The sequence below is a fragment of the Shewanella sp. SP1S1-7 genome (assembly GCF_031932105.1).
Classification (GTDB): Bacteria; Pseudomonadota; Gammaproteobacteria; order Enterobacterales; family Shewanellaceae; genus Shewanella; species Shewanella baltica.
This window is the reverse complement of the sequence record NZ_JAUOEU010000012.1, coordinates 1-24048: the sequence shown is the minus strand read 5'-3', so window position 1 is coordinate 24048 and position 24048 is coordinate 1. Positions and strand designations below refer to the sequence as shown.

The 24048-nt window shown below is 50.3% G+C and carries 23 protein-coding genes; all 23 read left to right on the top strand.

Translation table 11 applies throughout. The features are described 5' to 3' along the window. The first annotated feature begins 79 nt into the window (after window positions 1-79). The 23 genes from Q4Q49_RS11245 (at window position 80) to Q4Q49_RS11135 (ending at window position 23815) form a co-directional block, all read left to right on the top strand. Entirely contained in the window at window positions 80-1159 is a 1080-nt protein-coding gene (locus tag Q4Q49_RS11245; RefSeq protein WP_311999373.1) for a sensor histidine kinase, read from the top strand. Beyond that, a complete protein-coding gene (locus Q4Q49_RS11240) occupies window positions 1159-1755 on the top strand; it encodes a response regulator transcription factor (RefSeq protein ID WP_311890471.1) in 597 nt (198 codons plus the stop codon). The genes Q4Q49_RS11245 and Q4Q49_RS11240 overlap by 1 nt, the downstream gene beginning before the upstream one ends. 184 nt (window positions 1756-1939) lie before the next feature. Continuing rightward, window positions 1940-4015 (top strand): ATP-dependent DNA helicase RecG, encoded by a 2076-nt coding sequence (gene recG / locus Q4Q49_RS11235; RefSeq protein ID WP_311999420.1) that lies wholly within the window; start codon window positions 1940-1942, stop codon window positions 4013-4015. Window positions 4016-4214: 199 nt separating this feature from the next. Further along, a complete protein-coding gene (locus Q4Q49_RS11230) occupies window positions 4215-5111 on the top strand; it encodes a DUF3014 domain-containing protein (protein ID WP_259521526.1) in 897 nt (298 codons plus the stop codon). 347 nt (window positions 5112-5458) lie between these two features. Beyond that, window positions 5459-6193 (top strand): beta-ketoacyl synthase chain length factor, encoded by a 735-nt coding sequence (locus Q4Q49_RS11225; protein WP_311999372.1) that lies wholly within the window; start codon window positions 5459-5461, stop codon window positions 6191-6193. Then, window positions 6186-7061 (top strand): lysophospholipid acyltransferase family protein, encoded by an 876-nt coding sequence (locus tag Q4Q49_RS11220; protein WP_311999371.1) that lies wholly within the window; start codon window positions 6186-6188, stop codon window positions 7059-7061. The genes Q4Q49_RS11225 and Q4Q49_RS11220 overlap by 8 nt, the downstream gene beginning before the upstream one ends. Next, window positions 7045-7299, top strand: coding sequence for a phosphopantetheine-binding protein (locus Q4Q49_RS11215; protein WP_006079824.1), 255 nt, complete (start codon window positions 7045-7047; stop codon window positions 7297-7299). The genes Q4Q49_RS11220 and Q4Q49_RS11215 overlap by 17 nt, the downstream gene beginning before the upstream one ends. A gap of 9 nt (window positions 7300-7308) precedes the next feature. Further along, on the top strand, window positions 7309-7557 hold the full coding sequence (locus Q4Q49_RS11210; protein WP_011982196.1) for an acyl carrier protein: 249 nt from the start codon (window positions 7309-7311) through the stop codon (window positions 7555-7557). Further along, window positions 7557-8105, top strand: coding sequence for a hypothetical protein (locus Q4Q49_RS11205; protein WP_063884994.1), 549 nt, complete (start codon window positions 7557-7559; stop codon window positions 8103-8105). Before Q4Q49_RS11210 ends, Q4Q49_RS11205 begins: the two co-directional genes overlap by 1 nt. Then, window positions 8102-9466: an AMP-binding protein gene (locus Q4Q49_RS11200; RefSeq protein WP_311999370.1), complete on the top strand. Its 1365-nt coding sequence runs from the start codon at window positions 8102-8104 to the stop codon at window positions 9464-9466. The genes Q4Q49_RS11205 and Q4Q49_RS11200 overlap by 4 nt, the downstream gene beginning before the upstream one ends. Next, entirely contained in the window at window positions 9459-9863 is a 405-nt protein-coding gene (locus tag Q4Q49_RS11195) for a thioester dehydrase (protein WP_259484342.1), read from the top strand. Before Q4Q49_RS11200 ends, Q4Q49_RS11195 begins: the two co-directional genes overlap by 8 nt. Next, window positions 9857-11716, top strand: coding sequence for a glycosyltransferase (locus tag Q4Q49_RS11190; protein ID WP_311999369.1), 1860 nt, complete (start codon window positions 9857-9859; stop codon window positions 11714-11716). The genes Q4Q49_RS11195 and Q4Q49_RS11190 overlap by 7 nt, the downstream gene beginning before the upstream one ends. Further along, a complete protein-coding gene (locus Q4Q49_RS11185) occupies window positions 11713-13287 on the top strand; it encodes an aromatic amino acid ammonia-lyase (protein WP_311999368.1) in 1575 nt (524 codons plus the stop codon). The genes Q4Q49_RS11190 and Q4Q49_RS11185 overlap by 4 nt, the downstream gene beginning before the upstream one ends. Further along, window positions 13284-13715, top strand: a complete 432-nt coding sequence (locus Q4Q49_RS11180; RefSeq protein WP_063884990.1) for a thioesterase family protein — start codon at window positions 13284-13286, stop codon at window positions 13713-13715. The genes Q4Q49_RS11185 and Q4Q49_RS11180 overlap by 4 nt, the downstream gene beginning before the upstream one ends. After that, a complete protein-coding gene (locus Q4Q49_RS11175) occupies window positions 13715-14503 on the top strand; it encodes an outer membrane lipoprotein carrier protein LolA (RefSeq protein WP_311999367.1) in 789 nt (262 codons plus the stop codon). Before Q4Q49_RS11180 ends, Q4Q49_RS11175 begins: the two co-directional genes overlap by 1 nt. Before the next feature lie 2 nt (window positions 14504-14505). Beyond that, window positions 14506-17037, top strand: a complete 2532-nt coding sequence (locus Q4Q49_RS11170; RefSeq protein WP_311999366.1) for an MMPL family transporter — start codon at window positions 14506-14508, stop codon at window positions 17035-17037. A 23-nt stretch (window positions 17038-17060) separates the two neighbouring features. Further along, window positions 17061-18350, top strand: a complete 1290-nt coding sequence (locus Q4Q49_RS11165; protein ID WP_311999365.1) for an NAD(P)/FAD-dependent oxidoreductase — start codon at window positions 17061-17063, stop codon at window positions 18348-18350. Between the two features lie 4 nt (window positions 18351-18354). Beyond that, entirely contained in the window at window positions 18355-19119 is a 765-nt protein-coding gene (locus Q4Q49_RS11160; protein ID WP_311999364.1) for a DUF3261 domain-containing protein, read from the top strand. A gap of 49 nt (window positions 19120-19168) precedes the next feature. Then, entirely contained in the window at window positions 19169-20368 is a 1200-nt protein-coding gene (locus Q4Q49_RS11155; protein ID WP_259527442.1) for a beta-ketoacyl-[acyl-carrier-protein] synthase family protein, read from the top strand. Between the two features lies 1 nt (window position 20369). Continuing rightward, window positions 20370-20906: a hotdog family protein gene (locus Q4Q49_RS11150; RefSeq protein ID WP_370452680.1), complete on the top strand. Its 537-nt coding sequence runs from the start codon at window positions 20370-20372 to the stop codon at window positions 20904-20906. Between the two features lie 154 nt (window positions 20907-21060). Next, on the top strand, window positions 21061-21786 hold the full coding sequence (locus Q4Q49_RS11145; RefSeq protein WP_012586547.1) for a 3-ketoacyl-ACP reductase FabG2: 726 nt from the start codon (window positions 21061-21063) through the stop codon (window positions 21784-21786). Then, window positions 21787-23043: a beta-ketoacyl-ACP synthase gene (locus tag Q4Q49_RS11140; protein ID WP_311999363.1), complete on the top strand. Its 1257-nt coding sequence runs from the start codon at window positions 21787-21789 to the stop codon at window positions 23041-23043. Window positions 23044-23071: 28 nt separating this feature from the next. Beyond that, a complete protein-coding gene (locus tag Q4Q49_RS11135; protein WP_311906455.1) occupies window positions 23072-23815 on the top strand; it encodes a hypothetical protein in 744 nt (247 codons plus the stop codon). Window positions 23816-24048 lie beyond the last annotated feature (233 nt).

Sequence of the window (24048 nt, the reverse complement as noted above, 5' to 3'; positions counted from 1 at the left end):
CAGAATAAATCAAGGCAGATGCCTCCTTTAGCATTCAAGGGGCAACTATGAACAATCAACACAGTTTCACAGAGGCATCATGATGAGCACTCCCCTTCAGCTCGAACGAAAACTTGCTTGGGTGTATTTGATAAACTTAGTGTTTTATCTTATCCCTCTAGCCATAAATCCCTATCCAAGCTGGAAAATCGCCCTCAGTTTTGCTGTGTTAATCCCTTTTATTGCCAGCTATTTTTGGACCTATAAGTGCAATAACCGTAGCGCCTATCGGCCCATTCTGATTATGGTGGCGATAGCAATAGCGATCACCCCAATCAACCCAGGATCTATCTCACTATTCACCTTTGCGGCTTTTTTCATTGGCTTTTTTTACCCTCTAAGGACCTGTCTATTGGCGCTTGCTGCCATCATCGGACTACTGTTTGCCCTCAATGAGATTTACCACTTTAACAGTTACTACTTTCCGCTTTACGGCTCGGGGTTAGTGCTCGGCGTGGGTATGTTTGGTGTCGCCGAACGCAGACGTTATCGGCATAAATTAAAAGAACAGCAAAGTGCCCAAGAAATTACCACCTTGGCCACTATGCTTGAGCGTGAGCGTATCGCGCGCGATCTACACGACATTATGGGCCACAGCTTATCTTCGATTGCGCTTAAGGCGGAACTGGCCGAAAAACTGCTGGAAAAACAAGAATACCAACTAGCCACTATCCAGCTTAATGAACTCGGTCAAATCGCCCGCGAGAGCCTCAGCCAAATTCGCCATACTGTATCGGATTACAAACATAAAGGACTCGCGGATAGCGTGACACAACTGTGTAAACTATTGAGGGAAAAAGGGATCAGTGTCGAGCTAACAGGCAGTATCCCCAAATTACCCGCCAGAATGGAGAGTCAGCTAGGGTTAATTGTCACTGAACTGGTGAATAATATTTTACGCCATAGCGGCGCAAGTCAATGTATTATCGACTTTATTCAACAGCCAGAACGACTAATCCTTGAAGTCAAAGATAATGGCACAAGTAAACCTATCGCCGAAGGCAATGGCCTCACTGGCATACGCGAACGTCTCGACAGCTTAGGCGGCAGCTTGAGCTATAATCTCGAACAGGGATATGCATTTACCGTCAGTTTACCTTTGCAGGGAGCAACAGATTAATGAAGATTTTATTGGCGGAAGACCAAGCCATGGTGCGAGGCGCGCTCGCCGCACTCCTCACGCTTGCGGGAGGCTTTAATATCACCCAAGCGAGTGACGGCGACGAGGCCCTAGGCCTACTCAAACAGCAAAGCTTTGATCTCTTGCTAACCGATATCGAAATGCCTGGCCGCACAGGCCTAGAACTGGCAACTTGGTTAAAGGATCAACATAGTCAAACTAAGGTCGTAGTCATTACCACCTTTGGCCGCGCGGGCTATATCAAACGGGCTATCGAAGCCGGTGTCGGCGGGTTTCTGCTAAAAGATGCGCCCTCGGAAACCTTAGTCAACGCGATTCAACAAGTTATGGCGGGTAAACGGGTGATCGATCCTGAACTTGCCATGATGGCAATTGGTGACGTCGACCCACTCAACGATAAAGAGCGCCGTGCTCTTCGCCTCGCCAGTGAAGGCAAATCCACCGCCGACATCGCCGAAACCCTCTTTATCGCCGAAGGCACAGTGCGCAACTACCTCTCCGAAGCCATAGCCAAACTCAATGCTAGCAACCGAATCGATGCAGCACGCATCGCCAAACAAAAGGGCTGGCTGTAATCACGCTCACGGTTAACTACTCTTTCGTTCATATCGACAATTTTTGCGGCCTTAGCCGAAACCTAAGGGCCGCAAACTGACGTTAATTATGCAGGCAAATAAGTCCCTCATTCTGCTTGAGATTGCCTTACGCTTATTCTCTGTTAATATATGTATAAATTCACAGTGATTGAGTGCTAACGACTTGCAGCAATTGGATCTTGTTCCGATCACCGACCTCAAAGGCGTCGCCAAAAAGGTCGCGGAGAAACTCGCAAAGCTCGGCATCACAACAGTACAAGATCTGCTGTTTCACTTACCCCTGCGCTACGAAGACAGAACCCAAATCTATCCGATTGCCGCCCTTATGCCCGGCAGTTACGGCACCATAGAGGCTGAAATCCAATCGACGCAAATCATCCAAGGCCGCAAGCGCATGCTGGTCTGCAATGTGCGCGACGATACGGGCAGCTTGAGCCTGCGCTTTTTCAACTTTTCTGTCGCCCAGCGTAATGCCATGCAAAATGGTTTAATGATCCGCGCCTACGGTGAAGTGCGCCGTGGCGGCCATCAAGCTGAGATAGTGCATCCAGAATATAAAGTCGTGTATCCCGGTGAAGATGTTCACCTAAGCGATACCCTAACGCCGATTTATCCCACAACTGAGGGCTTAAAACAGGCGAGTTGGCTCAAGCTGACCGAGCAAGCTTTGGTATTGCTGGAAGATGGCGGCTTAACTGAGCTGCTGCCACCGCAGTTGCAACCAAACAACATCAGCCTTAAACAAGCGCTGCAAACGCTGCACCGACCGCCTGCGGGGATCTCTCAGTTCGATCTAGAGTTAGGCCAACACCCAGCACAGCAGCGACTCGTACAGGAAGAATTACTCGCCCACAATCTCAGCATGTTACGCCTAAGACAGCGCAGTAATTTAGACGCAGCGGTTGCCATGCAGGCCACAGGACAGTTGCTCAATCCTTTCCTCGCCGCTTTGCCCTTTAAGCCCACGGGCGCCCAGCAAAGAGTGGTGGCCGATATAGGCAAAGATTTAGAAAAACCGCACCCTATGATGCGCTTAGTGCAAGGGGATGTAGGTTCAGGTAAAACCTTAGTCGCAGCGATGGCAGCCCTGCAAGCGATTGAAAACGGTTATCAAGTTGCCATGATGGCGCCAACCGAGCTATTGGCCGAGCAGCATGCGACTAACTTTGCCGCTTGGTTTGAGCCACTCGGGCTTAAGGTCGGTTGGCTGGCGGGTAAACTCAAAGGCAAGGTCAGAGCGCAATCCCTTGCGGACATAGAATCCGGCGCCGCCCAGATGGTGATTGGTACCCATGCTATCTTCCAGCAGCATGTGGTCTTTAACAAACTTGCGTTAATTATCATAGATGAGCAGCACAGATTCGGCGTACACCAACGCTTAGGTCTACGTGAAAAAGGCGTGAGCCAAGGGTTCCACCCGCATCAATTAATCATGACGGCAACGCCGATCCCGCGCACGCTAGCGATGACAGCCTATGCGGACCTCGACACATCCATTATCGATGAACTGCCGCCGGGACGGACACCCGTGACCACAGTGGCGATTGCCGATTCTCGCCGCAACGAAGTGCTTGAACGGGTGCGTAACGCCGTCATCACAGATAAACGTCAGGCCTATTGGGTGTGCACTCTGATTGAAGAATCCGAAGTGCTCGAATGCCAAGCCGCCGAAGACACGGCCGAAGAACTGCGCCTCGCCCTGCCCGAGCTCAATATCGGCCTCGTGCATGGCAGGTTGAAGAGTGCCGAAAAACAGCAAATTATGGCCGATTTTAAGGCGGGCATAATTCATTTACTGGTGGCGACAACCGTGATTGAAGTCGGCGTCGATGTGCCTAATTCCAGCCTGATGATCATCGAAAATCCTGAACGTTTAGGTTTGGCACAACTACACCAACTGCGCGGACGAGTCGGTCGAGGCGCCATTGCAAGCCATTGTGTGTTACTCTACAAGGCGCCATTGAGCCATACCGCCACCCAAAGACTGAGTGTACTCAGACAAAGTAATGACGGTTTCATCATAGCGCAGAAAGATTTAGAAATTCGTGGCCCAGGTGAAGTGCTTGGCACTAAGCAAACGGGACTGGCCGAGCTGAAAATTGCCGATCTGGTGCGCGATCAAGCTTTGATCCCACACATTCAAAAACTGGCAAATCACGTGATGGCGCAGGCCCCCGAAAAAGTCGATGCGATTATCTTACGTTGGCTGGGGCACAAGCAGCACTATGTGCAGGCTTAGGCTGTAAAGGGGAAAGGCCGAGGAGTGACATCTGCCTCGATACTCAAAATAAATTGTTTATGTTCAGCTAAGCGCTATAGACAAGCGCATGGAAACTTGCAAAATGAACCAGCGGCATCCCAATCGTCCGCTCTTGCACTTTTAATGTTAGCTGCATGTATTCACCACGTTACCTTGAAACTCAAGCGAAGGATGTAAAATGCAAGTTAATCAAGATGATAGAATAACACCTCAAGAGACTTCTTCTAGCAGTAATCGCTTTGCGCTTTTTGCGATCGTGCTCGTCGTGCTGCTTTCTGTCGGAGGATATTATTACTACAGCGGTGACTCAGATTCACCTAAACTCATCCCTAACGCGCCAATTGTATTGCCTGAAACACCGCCATCTGAGCCAATGACGCTCGAAAGTGCGCAAGAACCAGAAACCACTGAGACGACGCCTGCCGTTACAGAAACAAACACCAACAGCACAGAAGCCCCTGCGGTAACTGAGCCTGAAGTGGTTGCAGAACCAGTACCTGCACTGGCTGAAAGTGATGCATTCGTACAACAAAAAGCCCTCGCCATTATCGATAACAATGTGCTGGGTTCTGCATTAGTGCAGCAAGATCTCGCGCGCCAATTTGTGGTGTTTGTCGATAACTTAGCTCAGGGCGAATTAACCCGAAAAGTGAGTCCACTCAAAGGCCCAGAGAAGCATTTCTCGGTTTCTGAAATCACCAACAAAGTGTATTTAAATCCTGAGGGTTTCCACAGATACGATGCCTATGTTGACTCGATTGCCAAAATGGACGAACAGACGTTAATGGTCACCTATAAGCAAATGACGCCTATGCTAGAGGAAGCCTTTACCGAACTCGGCTACAGCAACGCTAAATTCAACGACAGAATGCTGCAAGCGATTAAAATACTGCTCGCGGCGCCTATCATTGAAGATCCGATTGAGCTGAGCTCTATTAGCGTTAACTATCAATTTGTTGACCCTAACTTAGAGGCACTACCCAGCGCGCAAAAACTGCTGATCCGTATGGGGCCAGAAAATACCCGCAAGCTAAAAGTAGCCCTACGCAAACTCGAGAACCAACTGGCGCAGTAAAACTTTGCCGTGGTGAAGACAAAAGGCGCTCGGTGCGCCTTTTTCATTTTGACCGTAAATCGCTAGGATAAAAAAGCCTGTCGAATGAGAATGCCATTGCGATATTTGTTACACAAATTCGATCTAACTGCCGAAAATCGCAGCACTTGATCCCATTGCATTAACCCATACAATGCAAATGGCTTCATAAAAACGCTGGGCATAGTGTAGAATGACCCCGCTGTAGAGGTCATTCCAGCGTCATTCATCAAACGCGTTTACACCTCACTATGGTATGACAATCCATCAATGTTCTAACTTAGTTAGGGATAACTAAGACAGCTTAAATTTAGTGTCGAGGCAAAGTAGTGCAACTAACATTCAGCATTCTCTCCTGGGGCGCTTGGTCTCCCCAATATCAGCACCCGCAAAGTTGGCAAACTTGGTGCAAGAATTCGGCTGAATTAAATCTCGGTACGTCACAGTCTGATAGCACAGCTCCCGCACTCAAACACGTTCCCGCCATGCAGCGCCGCCGTTTTAGTCGCTTAACTAAGATGATGTTAGAGGTGAGTTTTCAGTGCGATATGCCGGCGAACTGCCGCTCTATTTTTGCCTCGCGCCATGGTGAGTTACAGCGCACCATAGGACTGCTCGAAGACATTATCGCCAAACAGCCCTTATCGCCCTTAGGTTTTAGTCAGTCGGTACACAATACCGCTAGTGGCATTTTTGGCATAGTGGCAGCCAATACCGCGCCATCGACCTCAGTTGCAGCAGGTACCGAAACCCTGTCACAAGCTATGGTTGAAGCCTTCGCCCAATTACACCAATCGCCAGAACCCTTGCTGTTAGTGTTCGGTGATGATCCTGTGCCACCTGTGTACGATGAGTTTACCCAAGAATTTGAATTACCTTTGGCCCTAGGCTTACAGCTCGCGCCCTTCGATGCCCCCGCTTCAGTCAAGCTCACAGTCAGCCGCATCTGTGAGTCGACAGCATTAAACCCTTTGACCTATGGCGCTTTTACCCACGCCCTAGCGACAACGCAAAATATTTCAGGCTGCTTATCCCAATGGCATTGGAAGCTAGAGCATGTTTGATACAACCCACAGCCATGACGCTGCCAATAGCCATGAAGATTCAATGCACAATGCCGCTTATACCCCGCCGGAAACTCGCCGCGCAGGGCTGAATTATGTGCCACGTTGGCTCGGTGGCGTGAGTTGTTATATCGCCTTTGGCTTAGGCGGCTTATTAAGCTCCTTGACCATTCTGCCGCTACTGCGTTTTTGGCCAGGCACGCCTGAGGAACGGATTATTCGAGTCCAAAAGGCCGTGCATCTAATGTTCAAAGGCTTTGTCGCCATGCTCACTTGGGCGGGCGTGATCCACGTTAGCACCCACAGAGCACAACAATTGCACGACGCAAAAGGCGTTATCGTTATCGCCAATCATCCCAGCTTAGTGGATGTGGTGGTGTTGATAAGCCTCATGCCCAATGCGGGCTGCATAGTGAAACAAGGTTTATGGCGTAATCCATTTTTGCGTGGTGTGGTGTCCTGCGCGGGTTATATCCCCAATCGCGGCGCCGAACTCATGCTAGAGGATTGCCGTGAAGTGCTCGCTAGGGGCACCAATTTAATTATCTTCCCCGAGGGCACACGCACGGTTGTCGGCGCGACCATTAACGACTTTGCCCGCGGCGCCGCCAATATTGCCTTAAGGACAGAAGCCGATATTTTACCTGTGGTGCTGCGTACCAATGTGCGTGGTTTGACAAAGGAGCAACCTTGGTATGAGATCCCAAGGCAAACCATGGGGATGGCCGTTGAAATCGGCACAACAGTTTCTTACCAGAAGTACCAAGCGTCTTTAGGTGAGCATGCAAAAATGGCCCGGCAGCTGACGCGGGATCTTGAACACTACTATAAACAACAACTCGAAAATAATTATGAACTTAAACAATGAAATAAAGCAGTTAATCATCGACTGCCTCGATCTTGAAGACGTCAGTATTGATGATATTGAAACCGATGCGCCGCTCTTTGGCGAAGGTCTAGGCTTAGATTCTATCGACGCCCTCGAACTCGGCTTAGCCATCAAGAAAAAATTTGATGTTAAAATCGAAGCGAACTCGGATGCCACTAAGGCCCATTTCCACAGTGTTGCCAGCTTAGCTAGCTTTATCGAATCCCAGCGCCCATAGGAGAGGAATATGCAAAATCGTGAACAAATCCTCGCCATGCTGACCACTATTTTAGTGGACGAATTCGAAATTGAGGCTGAGGCAATTACGCCTGAAGCCAACCTGTATGAAGAGCTCGATCTCGACAGTATTGATGCCGTCGACTTAGTGATAAAGCTGCAACAAATGACAGGTAAAAAGATCCAACCCGATGAATTTAAATCCGTTCGCACAGTCAACGATGTGGTGAATGCCATCGAAGGTTTAGTTAAAGACTAATGCGCGCCTTGCTACAAGTCTTAACCGCCCTCACATTGCTGGCCTATCCGGTTGCCGTGTATTTCGGGCTGAATTATTTGCCTGCTGGCACCATAGCGCTCGTGCTGTGTGTATTGCTGATTGTGCGGTTAATGCTACAAAAGCAAAAGGTTAAGACGTTAGTATTGCCCCTGTTTGTGGGGATTGCGCTTACGGCAGGCAGTTATCTTGCCAAGCGCAGCGACTGGCTTTTGTATTACCCTGTGGTAATAAATCTGACTATGCTGGCTCTGTTCAGTTATTCACTGCACACTGGCCCATGCATGATAGAGCGTTTAGCCCGCTTGAAAGAACCCGATTTACCGGATGAAGCCATTCCGTATCTTAAAAAAGTCACCCTACTTTGGTGCGGCTTATTTATCTTAAATGGCTCAATGGCGGCTTATACCGCTGGCTTTACTAGCTTAGCAACCTGGACCTTGTATAACGGTTTGATTGCATACGTACTCATGGGACTGCTCCTCGGTGGGGAATGGTTATATCGCAGCTTTTGGTTGAAGAAAACATGACACAGCTACTCAAAAACTGGTTAACCCAAGGGCCCTTTGCCCAACAACTGATCAGCTTTAATCACCACGACATAGTCACAGGTGCATTATTTACCAATCAGGTGGCGTATTTTTACGAGCAACTGCTCGCCGCGCCCGAGAAAAAATGGCTGCTCGCGAGTGATACCAGCGATCTGTTTGCCGTCGGATTATGTGCCGCGCTGTTAGCGGGCAAAGAAATTATCCTGCCACCGAACACCCAAACCGGCACCTTGAGCGAGTTAACCCACCAGTTTGATGGCATATTGTCAGACAAGCCTTTGTGCGAATGCCAAGCTTTTGTGCTGCTGAAAAAGGAACTGAGCCTGCCCAACAAACCTTGGCCCGCGAGCGAGGCTATCGGCGAGTTAGTGCTATTTACCTCTGGCAGCAGCGGCGAACCTAAGGCGATCCGTAAAACACTCGAACAGTTAGATGTCGAAGTGTCTGTACTCGAACATACTTTTGCCGAGCATTTGCCCCATTGCAGTGTGGTATCCACGGTTTCCCACCAGCATATTTACGGTCTATTATTCAAGATTTTGTGGCCGCTCGCCGCCAGTCGACCGTTTTTAAGCGAACAAATTGAATACCCAGAAACCCTAAGTTATTACACTGCCTTGCTGCCAAACCTGTGTTTGATCAGTAGCCCTGCCCAGTTATCGCGCCTGCCTAAAGCGCTAGAGCACGAGCGGCAACTGCGCTCACCGAGCTTAGTTTTTAGCTCTGGCGGCCCATTAAGTTTTGTCGCGGCCAAAGGCGTCAACCAGTGCTATGGTCACCTGCCCATCGAAATTTTTGGTAGCACCGAAACCGGCGGCATCGCCTATCGCCGTCAACATGAGGCCGATGAACCTTGGCAAGTGTTTGACCGCATCTCAATAGATCAAGATCCGAGCGACGGCGCCCTGCTGCTAAAATCGCCCTATTTGGCCGACAATGAATGGCTACGCTGCGAAGATAAAATCGAACCAACCGAAAATGGCCAGTTTAGGCTCAAAGGCCGACTCGATCGCATCGTTAAGATTGAAGAGAAGCGCCTGTCGCTCGCGCAAATGGAAACCCTCATGTGCAGCCACGCCTACGTTGAGCAAGCCGCTCTGGTAGTGCTACCACAGTTTAAATCCCAACTTGGCGCAGTGGTGACCTTGTCAGAACTCGGTAAAAACGTGCTGCAAGAACAGGGCAAACTCAGTATTAACAATGCCCTAAAAGCACATTTACTGACCCAATTTGAGCGCGTCACGCTGCCACGCCGCTGGCGTTATCCCGATATTTTACCGCTTAACACTCAGGGTAAGCGTGTCACTACCCAGTTAGTCGAGTTATTTGATCATGATTAAATCGAGTTTACCGCCGATCCTGCATTCCGATATCGGCATTGATAACATTGAGTTACGTCTGTTAGTAGCGGCCGACCTTGAGTATTTTAACGGCCATTTCCCCGAACAAGCCGTGTTGCCGGGCGTGACGCAATTAGATTGGGCGGTGCGTTTAGGCTGCCAACATTTCGGTTATTCAGAGGCGGTCGCTAACTTAGAAGTGCTTAAGTTTCAGCAACTCATATTGCCGGGCCAAGAAGTCACCTTAAGCATTAGCAATAATGCCGCTAAGGCAAAACTCACCTTCGCCTATAATGATGGTGAAAACCGCTACGCGTCGGGCCGTATCGCCTTTGATACCTCGCCATTGGTCAATCAGTCTTCCGATGTCAACAATAACGGAGCGAGTCAGTGTTAACGCCACCCAGCGACCTTGTTGAGTCGGCGCCCATTAAGCTCGCCTTAGTGATCCCCAATTACAATCACAGCGCCGCGATTGCCCAGACCTTGGCCGAACTCGCCCAATTTAATCTGCCCTGTTATTTAATTGATGATGGCAGCAATGACGAAACCCGTTATCTACTGCAATCCTTAGCCCAAACCTATCCTTGGGTGACTTTGCTGCTGCATCCGTATAATCGTGGTAAGGGCGCAGCTGTGATGACAGGGCTGCGCCGTGCCTACCGCGATGGCTTTAGTCATGCGCTGCAGGTCGATGCTGATGGCCAACATAATCTCGCCGATATTCCAGCTATGTTAGCAAGGGCACAGGCTAAACCCGATGCGCTGATTTCGGGCAAACCCGAGTACGATGAATCCGTGCCTAAGGGCAGGCTTTATGGACGCTACTTGACCCATTTTTGGGTATGGGTCGAAACCTTAAGCTTTGATATTCAAGATTCTATGTGTGGCTTTCGCATTTATCCGCTGGCAGCCACCGAACGATTACTCTGCCAGCAAGCCTTAACCGAGCGAATGGATTTTGATATCGAAATCCTCGTTAAACTCTACTGGCAAGGGGTGGAGATTTTATTCCAACCGACCAAGGTGATTTATCCCGAAGGCGGCGTCAGTCACTTTCAAGCTGTGGCCGATAATGTGCGCATCACTAAGCTGCACACTAAGTTATTTTTCGGCATGCTCAAACGCCTCCCCTGGCTGCTGAAACGCAAACAATCGCAGCAGCAAGCCTATATTTCAGATACCTCATCGAAGCCGCAAACAACTGCAACCACCCATTGGTCGGGCATGAAGGAACGCGGCAGTTACTGGGGCATCAAACTGTTAGCCGAGAGCTATCGCTTTGGCGGCCATTGGTTGTGCCGCGCCATTATGTATCCGGTGATTTGCTATTTTTTCCTCACAGGCAAAGTCACCCGCGAAGCCTCGTTAGATTTTCTGCGCCGCGTGCAAACGCTTGAGCCGCAACATCCTAAACTCAATCGACCCGTAGGCTGGCGTGATAGCCTGAATCACTTTTTAGCCTTTGGCAATGCGGCGCTCGATAGAATCGATGCCTGGTGCGATCGTATTCAATTAAGCCAAGTGGATTTCCCCGACCGCCAAGTGCTGGCCGACCAGCTCGAAAGCGGCAAAGGCGCGGTGTTATTAGTGTCGCACCTTGGTAATTTAGAACTCTGCCGCGCCATTTCCATCCACCAGCGCAAAGTCAAAGTCAACGTCATGGTGCTAACTAGCCATGCGGAAAATTTTAATAAAGTACTCAAACAGTTAAACCCAGATAGCACGCTCAATCTCATTCAAGTGACTGAGCTGAATCCTGCAACGTCTATGCTGTTGCAGCAAAAGATAGAAGACGGTGAACTGGTGGTAATTGCGGGGGATAGAACCTCATCGAATACCCAAGGTCGCGTCATGTATGCGCCCTTTATGGCCCAAGATGCCGCGTTTCCACAGGGGCCATTTATTTTGGCGGGCTTACTCGATTGCCCTGTGTTTTTAATGTTTTGCCTGCGGGAACAAGGGCGTTATCGGGTGCATTTAGAACGCTTCGCCGAAACACTGAAAGGCCCAAGAGCGGGCAGAATGGACAGATTACAGCAGGCGGTAAATCGCTACAGCGAACGTTTAGAATACTTCGCCAGACGCGAGCCTTTGCAATGGTTTAACTTTTTTGATTTTTGGCGTAAAGACAGCGAGTTCCAACGCGCTCCATCGCAGTTAGTACTGCCTAATCCGTTACCGACAACTTCAGCATCATCGCCGATCCCAGAGCAGGATCATAAGACAGACAGGACACAGCATTCATGAGCCATACCCAAGCAGCCGACTCCGAGAGTCAATCAGACCTACAGACTGTTGAGTTTGGCCGTCAATTTCTCACCTTAGAACAAGTGGTTGCCGTCGCCAAGGGCGCGCCAGTCAAGCTCTGTGACGATGCGGATTATCAAAAATATATCCAAAAAGGTGCACGCTTTATCGATAGCCTGCTGCACGAAGAAGGCGTGGTCTATGGCGTAACCACAGGTTATGGCGACTCTTGCACAGTCAATGTGAGTTTAGATCTGGTCCACGAATTACCACTGCATTTAACCCGCTTCCACGGCTGCGGTTTAGGCGAGACCTTAAGCATAATGCAGGCCCGCGCTGTGATGGCTTGCCGTTTAAACTCCTTAGCCATTGGCAAATCTGGCGTGACCTATGAGCTATTAAAGCGCATCGAAACCTTGCTCAATCTCAACATAGTGCCAGTCATCCCAGAGGAAGGTTCGGTCGGTGCCAGTGGTGATTTAACGCCGCTATCGTATTTGGCCGCCGTATTAGTTGGCGAGCGCGAAGTGATTTACCAAGGTGAGCGCCAAGCGACAAAAGATGTGTACGCTAAACTCAACATCACCCCGCATGTCCTGCGGCCAAAAGAAGGCTTAGCCCTGATGAACGGCACGGCTGTGATGACGGCCTTGGCCTGTTTAGCCTTCGATCGCGCCCAATATCTTGCCCGCTTAAGTAGCCGCATTACCGCTATGGCTTCGTTAACGTTAAAAGGCAACTCGAACCATTTTGATGAAATCTTATTTGCCGCCAAACCGCATCCCGGGCAAAACCAAATCGCCACTTGGATACGGGAAGATTTGAATCACCACGAACATCCACGCAATTCTGACAGGCTGCAGGACAGATATTCCATCCGCTGCGCACCGCACATTATCGGCGTGTTGCAGGATGCCCTGCCGTTTATGCGTCAGTTTATCGAAACCGAAGTCAACAGCGCCAACGACAACCCGATTGTCGACGGCGAAGGCGAGCATATTCTCCACGGTGGCCATTTCTACGGCGGCCATATCGCCTTTGCGATGGATTCACTGAAGAATACTGTGGCCAACTTGGCCGATCTTATCGATCGCCAAATGGCACTCGTGATGGACCCTAAGTTTAACAATGGCTTACCTGCGAACTTATCCGGCTCAACCGGAGCGCGCCGCGCGATTAATCATGGTTTTAAAGCGGTGCAAATTGGCGTATCGGCGTGGACGGCAGAAGCGCTCAAGCACACTATGCCCGCCAGCGTGTTCTCACGCTCGACCGAATGCCACAATCAAGACAAAGTCAGCATGGGCACTATCGCCGCCCGTGACTGTATGCGCGTACTGCAATTGACCGAACAAGTCGCAGCGGCTGCATTACTTGCCATGACCCAAGGTATTGGCCTGCGTATCGCACAGAATGAGCTGAACGAAGCCTCGCTCACACCCTCATTGGCGAAAACCCTCGCTCAAGTGCGCGCCGATTTTGAAACCTTAATTGAAGATAGGCCGCTCGAAGCTGTGCTGCGCCAAACCATAGCTAAAATCCAAGCGGGCGAATGGGAAGTGTGCCGATGAAATCACTGCTCACTATCGATATGGAAATGCAAATTCCCTTCCACGATGTGGATTCTATGGGGATTACTTGGCATGGCAATTACCTGCGTTATTTCGAAATAGCCCGCTGCAAACTGCTCGATGAGTTGGGCTACAACTACCGCCAAATGCAAGCATCCAACTATGCGTGGCCGATTATCGATTTGCAGATTAAGTACGTCAAAGCCAGCACCTTCGAGCAAAAAATCACAGTGCGCGCCGAGTTAGTTGAGTGGGAAAACCGCTTAAAGATCAATTATCAAATTCGCGATGTCGAAACCGGTGCGCGCATCACTAAGGGTTATACCATTCAAGCGGCGGTCGATATGAGCACCCAAGAATTGTGCTTTGTTACCCCAGATGTGTTCCGTGACAAAATCGCCACCCTGCTCGCTAAGGTGGAAGACTAATGAACTCAGTACTAGCCAAGATCTCTGCGCTGACGAAGAACCCTGTGCTGACAAAGTGTGCATTATTTCTCTGCTTAGCTTTTGCTTTGATAAGCCTGCCACTCAAGGCTGAGACCTTAGCCACGCCCGGTGCTTATCAAGCGCTCTTTAGCCAAACTGCGAATAAAGCACAGCTTGTCGCCTTAAGCCAAAAACTTAACTTGGGCGAAACGGTGCGAGGTCACTTTGTGCAATCTCGGCAGTTAAAGGTGCTCAAAAAGCCGTTAATCAGCCAAGGTCAGTTTATCTTCGATCAAACCCAAGGGCTGATCTGGCAACAGATAAAACCCTTCGAATCCCTGCTGATTTTAAAGGATAAGCAACTGATCCAGCGTGATAGCCAAGGTCGAGTGCAGATCAGCAAGGCCGATGCCTCGGCGAGCGCCGCCGCTATGGGCGAGTTATTACCCAGCCTAGTGCGCGCTATGCTGGGCGGGGATATTTCCGGTTTAAGCGAAAACTTCGAACTGCACTTTCTCATCACAGACAGGTTGAGCCCAGAGAGGTTGAGCCCAGACGGTCAATGGCAATTAGGCCTAACGCCCAAAGATCCCTTAATGAAAAAAGCTATCGCCAATATGGTGTTAGAGGGGAGCGATGTGTTGCAATCCTTAGTGCTGCTGAGCGCAGCGCCGAATGTGAGCCCACAGGATATGACCCGCATCGACTTTAGTGCGCTTTCCCAAGGCACTCTCAGCGAAGCCGAATTAGCGCAGTATGCGTTGGCGCTCGAGGCGAATAAACCTTAACCATGGCCTCCAACTTCGCCGCGCGCGCCAATCAAGCTTTGATGCAATCTTCCCCCAAGTGGCGCCTCGTCGTTTGGTTGCTATTGATGCTGTCTGCCAGTCTATGGACGCTGCAACTTTGGCAAAACGGCGCACGGGTGCAGAGCGATATTCTCGCCATGTTGCCGCATTTACAGCAAGACAAACTCACAGAGCGCGCCCTTAACCAAGTTGAAGCCACGCTCGCCGATCAAGTCTATATTGCGCTCGTCGCCAAGGATGAAACCACGGCAATCGCTGCGGCTAAGCTCTTGATGCAAAAGCTTGAAGCTGACCTTGTTGCAAGGGGTAAGCAAGGCGCGCTAACCGATATCCGCAGCGCCGATATGCAGCTCGGCGAAGCGCTAGGACAATTCTATTTCCCCCACAGATTTAAATTACTGACAACGCCGCAAGCTGAAGCGTTGGCCAGCCAAAATATTGAAAGTCTGCTTGAGGCGGCCACAGCGCAGCTTTACAACGCCTTTAGTTACGCCAATAGCAACTTGCTTGCCCAAGATCCACTACTGTTATTCCCCGCCAATTTACTCACCCTCGCACCGAGTTCAAAAGTCAGGGCCAGCCAAGGGATACTGCTCGCGAATCAAGGCGATAATGTTGCCGCGGTCGTCATGGCAAAAGGGCGAGAAAGCGCTTTTAATCCCAATGCACAATTAGCGCAGATGACGGCATTAACTGTGGCCTTGGATGCGGTTGAAGAAGGCTATCCAGATATTACCGTGCTCAAAGCTGGCGCCCTGTTTCATGCTCTTGCGGCAACGCAAACGGCTAAGAGTGAAATATCGATCCTCGGCCTAGCATCCTTACTTGGGGTGATAGCCTTAGTTTGGTTGGCGTTTCGCTCAGTGATGCCGCTACTGCTGGCAATCGTCACTATTTCCAGCGGCTTGTTGCTCGCCGTCACTTTTACCCTGAGCGTATTTGGCGAGCTACATTTACTCACCTTAGTGTTTGGCACTAGCTTGATTGGCATTGCCATCGACTACAGTTTTCATTTTTACTGCGAGCGCTTAAGCGATACTGAGCGGAGCGCAAAGGCCACAGTGGCGTATATCTTCCCCACGGTGACGCTCGCCTTTATCACCAGCGCCTTGGCTTACGTCGGCATAGGTTTAGCGCCGTTTCCCGGCATGCAGCAAGTAGCGATTTTCTGCGCCGCGGGGCTGCTTGGGGCCTATCTCACCCTCATTCTCGCCTATCCACTGTTAGCGGGAAGTCGTTTGCCTGAAGGCTCCCGCCCGTTAGCGCTCGCGGGGACTTACCTTGCCTGTCTCACTCAGTTATCGAAACGATTTACCACGCCGTTAGGCATGGGCATGTTTGCTTTGGTGATACTAATCTGGTGTCTTGGCGGCATAACAAAGTTAACCGTCGATGACGATATTCGTCATTTACAGCAAAGCCCTGCAAGCGTGACTGAGCCAGAAAACCAGCTACGCCAGTTACTCAGTGGCGGCACAGACAATCAATTCTTACTGGTACGCGCACCGAATGAAGAAGCGTTGCTGCAACAGCTTGAGCGAGTGTCACCCATGCTTGATACCGCCATAACAAACCAAGAGTTAGGCAACTATGTCAGCCTCAGCCGTTATCTGCCCAGCCATCAAAGGCAAGACACGGCTTACCGCTTACAGGGAGAAATCTATCAAACTCAGTTAGAGCAAGTGCTTACAAGCCTTGGGTTGGATGAAAATCTAAAGCCAGAACTGCAAGCCGCCTATTTGGCCGCGAAAACAGAATACATCACGCCAGCAGCATTCTTTACGCTAGAGGCAGGCAAGCAACTCGCGCCGCTGTGGCTCACGCCGAATGAGGCTAACAGTCCAGTCAGCAATGGCGCGCTAAATGATGATGGGGCGAGCGCGGATCATGGAGCAGATCAGGGTGCAGCTCGTGGTGCCGATTATGGAGCTGATTATGGTGCAATAGTCCTCCTTGGCGGCATTCAGCAAATAGATGCCCTTAAGGCGCGTTTTGCCCATGATGAAAGCGTACAACTTATCGATAAAGTCGCGGATATCTCAGCCGTCATGGGCCATTATCGATTGTTAACCCTAAAGCTGTTAGCCCTTGCACTTGGCATCGCACTCTTGTTGTTTAGCCTGAATTTCGGCTTTAAAAAAGCGGCGGTTGTGGTTGCCGTGCCGGCCCTTGCGGCCCTGCTAACGCTGGCAACTTTAGGCTTAACGGGCTCACCACTGAGTCTGTTCCATGCACTCGCGCTCATTTTAGTTTTCGGGATTGGGATAGACTACAGCTTGTTTTTTGCCTCAGCCCAGAACCACGGCAAGGCAGTGATGATGGCGGTGTTTATGTCCGCCTGCTCGACCCTATTGGCCTTTGGTTTACTTGCCTTTAGCCAGACCCAAGCGATTCACTACTTTGGTTTAACCCTGTCGCTGGGCATAGGGTTTACCTTTTTACTTTCGCCGTTGATTTTGACCACAACACTGGCTTTAACCACCAATCCGCTTCTAACGACAAAAAAGTCCTGATGACTACAAGGAACGTATTTTACATGTCTACACAGGTTCACGATTTATCAGCTATACCAAATTCACTTGATGTCGATGTGGCTATTATCGGCGCAGGGCCTTCGGGCGCCATCGCTGCCAGCCTGCTACACCAGCAAGGCAAGCGCGTGCTTGTGTTAGAGAAACAGCATTTTCCTCGCTTCTCCATCGGCGAAAGTTTACTGCCCTGCTGCATGCAGTTTATCGAAGAAGCAGGCATGTTAGATGCGCTCAATGCCGCTGGATTCCAACATAAAAATGGCGCTGCCTTTCGTCGTAATGGAACTTACACCACCTTCGATTTTACCGATAAATTTACTCCTGGGCCGGGCACCACGTTTCAAGTGCAGCGCGCCAGTTTCGATAAACTGTTAGCCGATACGGCCCACAACCAAGGGGTCGACATCCGCTACGGTGAAACGGTTGAGGCGATAGATTTAACCGAGAACCCACGCTTAACAGTGCGTAATGAACAGGGCGAGCTTTATCAAATCAATGCCCAATATGTGCTCGATGCCAGCGGGTTTGGGCGCGTGTTACCCCGCTTGCTCAACTTAGAAAGTCCGTCTTGCCTGCCTCCGCGCAGCGCCATCTTTACCCATGTGGAAGACAACATCAGCGATGCTAACTTCGATCGTAATAAGATTTTGATCAGTGTCCACCCTGAACATAAGGACATTTGGTATTGGCTCATTCCCTTTAGCAATGGCCGTTGTTCACTCGGCGTGGTGGCTGAACCGCAGTTACTTGAGCGTTTACAAGGTTCGCTTGAGCAACAATTGATGAGCATAGTCAATGAAGAACCTGGGCTAAAAGCCCTGCTGGCAAACGCTAAAGTGGTACAGGAATGCGCCACGCTCAAAGGTTATTCCGCCAATGTGTCACGCCTTGCGACCGACAAGTTCGCCCTATTGGGTAATGCGGGCGAGTTCCTCGATCCGGTATTTTCCTCCGGTGTGACTATCGCCATGCAATCGGCGTCTATGGCAGCAAAATGCCTGACGAAACAACTCAATGGCGAAACGGTTGACTGGCAAGCCGATTACTCAACACCTTTGATGCAGGGCGTGAATGCCTTTCGTACCTATGTGCAAGCTTGGTATGATGGCCGCTTTCAGGACGTGATCTTCTATGAAGAACCGAACGAGCGTATCAAGCAGATGATTTGTTCTATTCTGGCGGGCTATGCTTGGGATACAAATAATCCCTTCGTTAAAGACTCGGAGCGCCGCCTGAATATGATAGTCGAACTGTGCCGAAACCCAGCCGCCACTCCAGCATTCGCAGAGGTCTAACCGCATGCCGCTAAACCTTAACGCTAAATGGCCAGTGATCGCCGCCCTGCTGCTCGCAAGCCTTGGGCTGACGGGCTGTAGTGAACTGCTGTTCAGGCAGACCTGTGTCGGGCTCACTAAGGATATGCGTTATTGTTTGGCTCCACTGCCCCATGACTTTGCTCCAGCGACCGATAAGCCGTTGACTCATCCTAGGATACAGCCCGCGACTGAGTCTACAACTAAGCCCGCCATCATGGCGAGTCAGCAAACCGACAGCAATACTGGCGTATCTTCACCCCAGTCCTTTAGCCAAAAAGTCAGTATTAAAGTGGGTAAAGAGTCCCACGAACTGCTCACTCAATTGGAGTTAGAGGGCGAGCGCATGACGCTCGTGGGTTTAGCGCCACTCGGACAGGCTTTGTTTACCTTAGTTTATGATGGGAATACACTCAGCAGTGAGCAAAGCGTGCTGCTGGGCGACAATTTTAAAGCCGAGTATTTAATGGCGATGATGCAACTGATCTATTGGCCTGAGCAGAGTATTCGCGCCCATTTGGAAGGTGGCCATTTAGTGACTGGCCTTTGCGATGCGGCTGGAGACTCACTTGTTAACACTTCGTCCTGTCGCCAGATCTATAGCCAAGATACCTTGAACAGTAAAAGCGCCCTGCAAAGCCATGTGGTGCAAATCCGTTATCAACAAAATGTCGGCGATGCCCTATGGCAAGCCCACATCAGCTTAACTATGCCGCAGGCCAAGTTTGAGCTAGAAATCGAACCTATTTAACCTTTTAACACCCGCACTTCACTGTGCCATGGTAAAAAAACGATACGCTATGATGAACAGAGTAGCCATTACACAGATTGGATTGTGTACCCCGCTAGGGCAAGATCCCCAGCAGGTTTTAGACCGCCTGATCGCGGGCGATACCAGCGCGATGCAGCGCAGTGACACACTCCTGTTCGAGCACCCAACCTTAGTTGCGCCAGTGACAGCTGCGCTGCCGGCGATTCCTGCAAAGCTCATTCAGTTCGATTGCCGCAATAACCAGTTACTCCTATGCGCGGCGCAGCAAATTACCGCCACGATTGAACAAGCGAAACGGGATTTTGGTCATACCCGCATTGGCGTTGTGCTAGGCACGAGCACCTCGGGGATTTCTAAAGGTGAAGCGGCCCTGAGCTATCGCAATCAACACGGCCACTTTCCGGCGGATTACCACTATTTCCAGCAGGAGCTCGGCAGCACTAGCGACTTTTTGCGCCAATATTTTGAGCTAGATGGCCCTTGCTACACGATTTCAACCGCCTGCTCCTCCAGCGCCAAAGTCTTTGCCAGTGCCAAACGTTTACTCAGCGCTAACCTCTGCGATATGGTGATAGTTGGCGGTGTCGACAGTTTGTGCCAACTGACAGTCAATGGTTTTAATGCTTTGGAATCTGTGTCGAAAGGCCACTGCAATCCCTTTAGTATCAACCGTGATGGCATCAATATCGGCGAAGGCGCAGCCTTATTCGTGCTGACGGCGGGCGAGTCCGATGTGATGCTGGCTGGCATTGGCGAGTCGAGCGATGCCCATCATATTTCGGCGCCACACCCCGAAGGCGCAGGCGCCATCACCGCCATGCAAGCGGCTTTGCAAGATGCAAATATTGCAGCACAAGACATTGGTTACATTAACTTGCACGGCACAGCCACACCCAAAAATGATGCGATGGAAAGCCGCGCTGTGGTTGAAGTGTTTGGCGCCAACACGCCGCCTTGCAGCTCGACTAAACCTTTAGTCGGCCATACCTTAGGTGCCGCTGGCGCAATCGAAGCCGCCTTCTGCTATTTATTGCTTTCGGCACATAATCACGGCCAAGCCCTGCCGCCCCATCAATGGGACGGACAAGTCGATCCACAGGACCCGTCCATTGCCTTAGTCGAACGCCATCAAGTCGCCGCAAAAGGCACACTTAATTATGTGATGAGTAATTCCTTCGCCTTTGGCGGCAGCAATGCCAGCCTGATTTTTTGCCGTAACGAGGCCTAAAATGATGCCCTTTATTCAATTCAATTTACCCTTTGCCGAGCAGGATATTGCCGATTTCATCCCCCACAGGGCGCCGATGATCTTGGTCGATAAGATCATCTCTTATCAACGCGATACCTTAGTTACCGAAGTCACGATCACGCCGAAAAGCCCCTATTTCGACGATAAACATCAAGCCGTACCCAATTATGTGGGTATCGAATATATGGCCCAAAGTATTGCCGCACTGGCCGGAGTAGAAGCTAAGCTGCGCAATGATAAAATCCGCGTGGGTTTTCTGTTGGGGTCGCGCAAATTAGCGCTACATGCCAAGCAATATGAACTCGGGCGCACCTATCGCACCCAGGTAAACCGCCTCTATCAAGAGGAGTCGGGATTAGCGGTATTCGATTGCCAGATTTATCTGCTGCCCGAAGCCGGAAGCGAACAAGAGAAAATCTTAGTCGCCACAGCGAATGTGAATGTGTTCCAACCCCAAGACACGCAAGCCTACCTTGATGGAAATCAAGACGCGGGCAATAGAAGCCTTGGACACTAATATCGAGGCAATGCTGAGACCAGGTAATCGCAGCAAACTGAATTAGCCTGTCGATAAAAAGCGTTAGATTAAGCGCCTTAGCAAGCAGCCTTTTACCATAAATACATGAAACCCCATACCGACTCCTAAAGATAAAATGGGGTGGAGAAAACAAATGAATAACAGAGTATTAGTTACCGGTTCGAGCCGCGGCATAGGTAAAGCCATTGCCCTAAAACTTGCCGCAGCAGGCTTCGATATCGCCCTGCATTACCACAGCAATCAAACGGCTGCTGATGACACTGCCACGCAAATCCGCGCGCTTGGGGTCGGTGTGAGCCTGCTGAAATTTGATGTCGCCGACCGCGCGACAGTCAAAGCCGCCATCGAAGCCGATATCGAGGCTAATGGTGCCTATTATGGCGTGATCCTCAATGCCGGTATCAACCGCGATACCGCCTTTCCCGCCATGACAGAAAGCGAGTGGGACAGCGTCATCCACACTAACTTAGACGGCTTTTATAATGTGATCCATCCCTGCGTGATGCCTATGGTACAAGGCCGAAAAGGTGGACGTATCATCACCTTAGCCTCGGTATCTGGGATCGCGGGCAACCGTGGCCAAGTGAATTACAGCGCCTCCAAAGCGGGCATTATCGGCGCGACTAAGGCATTGTCATTAGAACTGGCAAAACGCAAAATTACCGTCAACTGTATCGCCCCGGGCTTGATAGAAACCGACATGGTGGCCGATATCCCTAAGGACATGGTCGAGCAATTAGTGCCAATGCGCCGTATGGGTAAACCCAATGAAATCGCAGCCTTAGCCGCATTTTTAATGTCTGACGATGCCGCCTATATCACCCGCCAAGTGATATCGGTCAATGGAGGCATGATCTAAATGAGCGAGGCGACAAATCAAACACGCTGTAAACGAGTGGTCATCACTGGCATTGGCGGCATTACCGCCCTAGGCCATGATTGGCCAACCATTGCAGCAAGCCTTAAGGCGCAGAAAAACTGCGTCGTCACTATGAATGACTGGGATAGATACGGCGGCCTCAACACCCGTTTAGCCGCGCCCATTACAGACTTTGAAGTGCCAAGCCATTATTCGCGCAAGAAAATTCGTTCCATGGGTCGGGTTTCTATTATGGCAACCCGCGCCAGTGAGCTGGCTTTAATCGACGCGGGGCTGTTGGATGACCCTATCGTATCCTCAGGTGAAATGGGCATTGCCTATGGTTCATCCACGGGCAGTACCGATCCTATTACCGCCTTTGGCGATATGCTGAAAACCGGTGATATGTCGGGCGTCACCGCCACTAGCTATATCCGCATGATGGCACACACCACAGCGGTGAACGTTGGCGTCTTCTTCGGCTTAAAGGGCCGAATTCACACCACCAGCAGCGCATGCACTTCGGGTAGCCAAGGCATAGGTTATGCCTATGAAGCCATCAAATACGGTCAGCAAACCTTAATGTTGGCGGGCGGCGGCGAAGAACTCTGCCCCACCGAAGCCGTCGTGTTCGATACCCTGTTTGCCACCAGCACTAAAAACTCGACGCCCGAACTCACACCGCGCCCCTTTGATGCGGATCGCGATGGCCTCGTCATTGGCGAAGGGGCTTGTACACTGGTGCTCGAAGAGCTCGAACACGCCAAGGCGCGTGGTGCAAAAATTTATGCTGAGTTAGTCGGTTTTGGCACAAATTCTGACGGTCAACACGTCACTCAACCGAATGCGCAGACCATGGAAATCGCCATCAGATTAGCCCTCAAAGATGCACAGCTTGAGCCTAGCGCCATAGGTTATGTGAACGCCCACGGCACAGCAACCGACCGTGGTGACATTGCCGAGAGTCACGCGACTCAAGCAGTGTTTGGCGCAGATACGCCGATTTCATCCCTTAAAAGCTACACGGGCCACACCTTAGGCGCATGCGGCGCGTTAGAAGCTTGGGTGAGTATTGAGATGATGAATGCAGGCTGGTTTGCGCCAACACTCAATCTTAAAAGTATCGACCCACAATGCGCCGATTTGGACTATATCCGCAACGAACTGCGCCCAATCGACACAGATTATGTGATGAGTAATAATTTCGCCTTTGGCGGCATTAATACCTCGCTGATTTTTAAACGCTGGACTAGATAACACCTAAAACCCACACAAGGACATAGCAATGAAACCACTGTTTGCAGGGATGCTGCTGAGCATCAGTTTATTAACCGCACCACTGTTTGCCAAAGAATACACGGTAGAAACCTATCAAGAAGTCTTTAAGGGCGACAACGAGTTTAAACAGAAGCAAGCCATCGAATCGTTAAGCCTTGCAGGGTTATCCGATCCTGCGATTTACGACGTGCTCGAAGCAAAGCTACTCGCATCTTTGCCCCAAGCGACTGAAAAAAATGCCATCGATTACAGTGCTTGGTTAGTCAAAGGCTTAGCCTACTCGGGTAACGACAAGTACAGCGAAACCATCAACAGCATTGTGAATGGCAACTATCACAAAAAACTCAAAAAATACGCATCTCAAGCCAATGAAAATCTAGCGCAATATAAAAAGTGGAATACCATTCTTGGTGATAAAAGCCAATATGCTGCCGACCAAAGTCAGCAAAATAATGCCTGTGCCAATGCCCTACGCAGCGATGATTTAGAGTTAATGCGCCTGGCGGCTAAACGCATCATGGATGATCGTCAGTACGATGACTTTATCCTAGCCGTACTCAGTAACGAATTGAAAACACCACGCTTAATGGCCGATGATAAACTCGCCATCGATACCTATGCCAACATGGCAAAAGCCCTAGCCAGTTCAGGCAACGCAGATTACCGCGACGTGATTGAAAATATTGCGACCACAAGTTCGAACCGAAAACTGCAAAAATATGCGGCAAGCTACCTGAAGAAATTCTACTAAACCAGCCCGTTTTACGCTTAATAGAACAAATCATGGCCGAGCTTATCCTCGGCCATTTTTATATTCGCCTATACAGGCTTGCCATGGTAATCACTCACTACACTGTGAAAGAACCTAGAGGCTCTAAGTTGATAAACGAGAGTTACCGAAGGCGAAGAGGCAGTTAAACATAGATATTGTTCAGAGTGAGGCCAACCATGGTACTGGCTCTACGACACGCAGCAAGTCCATAT

Coding starts and splice junctions, on each gene's coding strand:
- Q4Q49_RS11215 (WP_006079824.1), top strand. CDS start 7,045: ATGAACTTAAACAATGAAATAAAGCAGTTAATCATCGACTGCCTCGAT.
- Q4Q49_RS11205 (WP_063884994.1), top strand. CDS start 7,557: ATGCGCGCCTTGCTACAAGTCTTAACCGCCCTCACATTGCTGGCCTAT.
- Q4Q49_RS11140 (WP_311999363.1), top strand. CDS start 21,787: ATGAGCGAGGCGACAAATCAAACACGCTGTAAACGAGTGGTCATCACT.
- Q4Q49_RS11210 (WP_011982196.1), top strand. CDS start 7,309: ATGCAAAATCGTGAACAAATCCTCGCCATGCTGACCACTATTTTAGTG.
- Q4Q49_RS11160 (WP_311999364.1), top strand. CDS start 18,355: ATGCCGCTAAACCTTAACGCTAAATGGCCAGTGATCGCCGCCCTGCTG.
- Q4Q49_RS11195 (WP_259484342.1), top strand. CDS start 9,459: ATGATTAAATCGAGTTTACCGCCGATCCTGCATTCCGATATCGGCATT.
- Q4Q49_RS11170 (WP_311999366.1), top strand. CDS start 14,506: ATGGCCTCCAACTTCGCCGCGCGCGCCAATCAAGCTTTGATGCAATCT.
- Q4Q49_RS11200 (WP_311999370.1), top strand. CDS start 8,102: ATGACACAGCTACTCAAAAACTGGTTAACCCAAGGGCCCTTTGCCCAA.
- Q4Q49_RS11150 (WP_370452680.1), top strand. CDS start 20,370: ATGATGCCCTTTATTCAATTCAATTTACCCTTTGCCGAGCAGGATATT.
- Q4Q49_RS11155 (WP_259527442.1), top strand. CDS start 19,169: ATGATGAACAGAGTAGCCATTACACAGATTGGATTGTGTACCCCGCTA.
- Q4Q49_RS11145 (WP_012586547.1), top strand. CDS start 21,061: ATGAATAACAGAGTATTAGTTACCGGTTCGAGCCGCGGCATAGGTAAA.
- Q4Q49_RS11220 (WP_311999371.1), top strand. CDS start 6,186: ATGTTTGATACAACCCACAGCCATGACGCTGCCAATAGCCATGAAGAT.
- Q4Q49_RS11180 (WP_063884990.1), top strand. CDS start 13,284: ATGAAATCACTGCTCACTATCGATATGGAAATGCAAATTCCCTTCCAC.
- Q4Q49_RS11185 (WP_311999368.1), top strand. CDS start 11,713: ATGAGCCATACCCAAGCAGCCGACTCCGAGAGTCAATCAGACCTACAG.
- Q4Q49_RS11165 (WP_311999365.1), top strand. CDS start 17,061: ATGTCTACACAGGTTCACGATTTATCAGCTATACCAAATTCACTTGAT.
- Q4Q49_RS11175 (WP_311999367.1), top strand. CDS start 13,715: ATGAACTCAGTACTAGCCAAGATCTCTGCGCTGACGAAGAACCCTGTG.
- Q4Q49_RS11230 (WP_259521526.1), top strand. CDS start 4,215: ATGCAAGTTAATCAAGATGATAGAATAACACCTCAAGAGACTTCTTCT.
- Q4Q49_RS11240 (WP_311890471.1), top strand. CDS start 1,159: ATGAAGATTTTATTGGCGGAAGACCAAGCCATGGTGCGAGGCGCGCTC.
- Q4Q49_RS11135 (WP_311906455.1), top strand. CDS start 23,072: ATGAAACCACTGTTTGCAGGGATGCTGCTGAGCATCAGTTTATTAACC.
- Q4Q49_RS11245 (WP_311999373.1), top strand. CDS start 80: ATGATGAGCACTCCCCTTCAGCTCGAACGAAAACTTGCTTGGGTGTAT.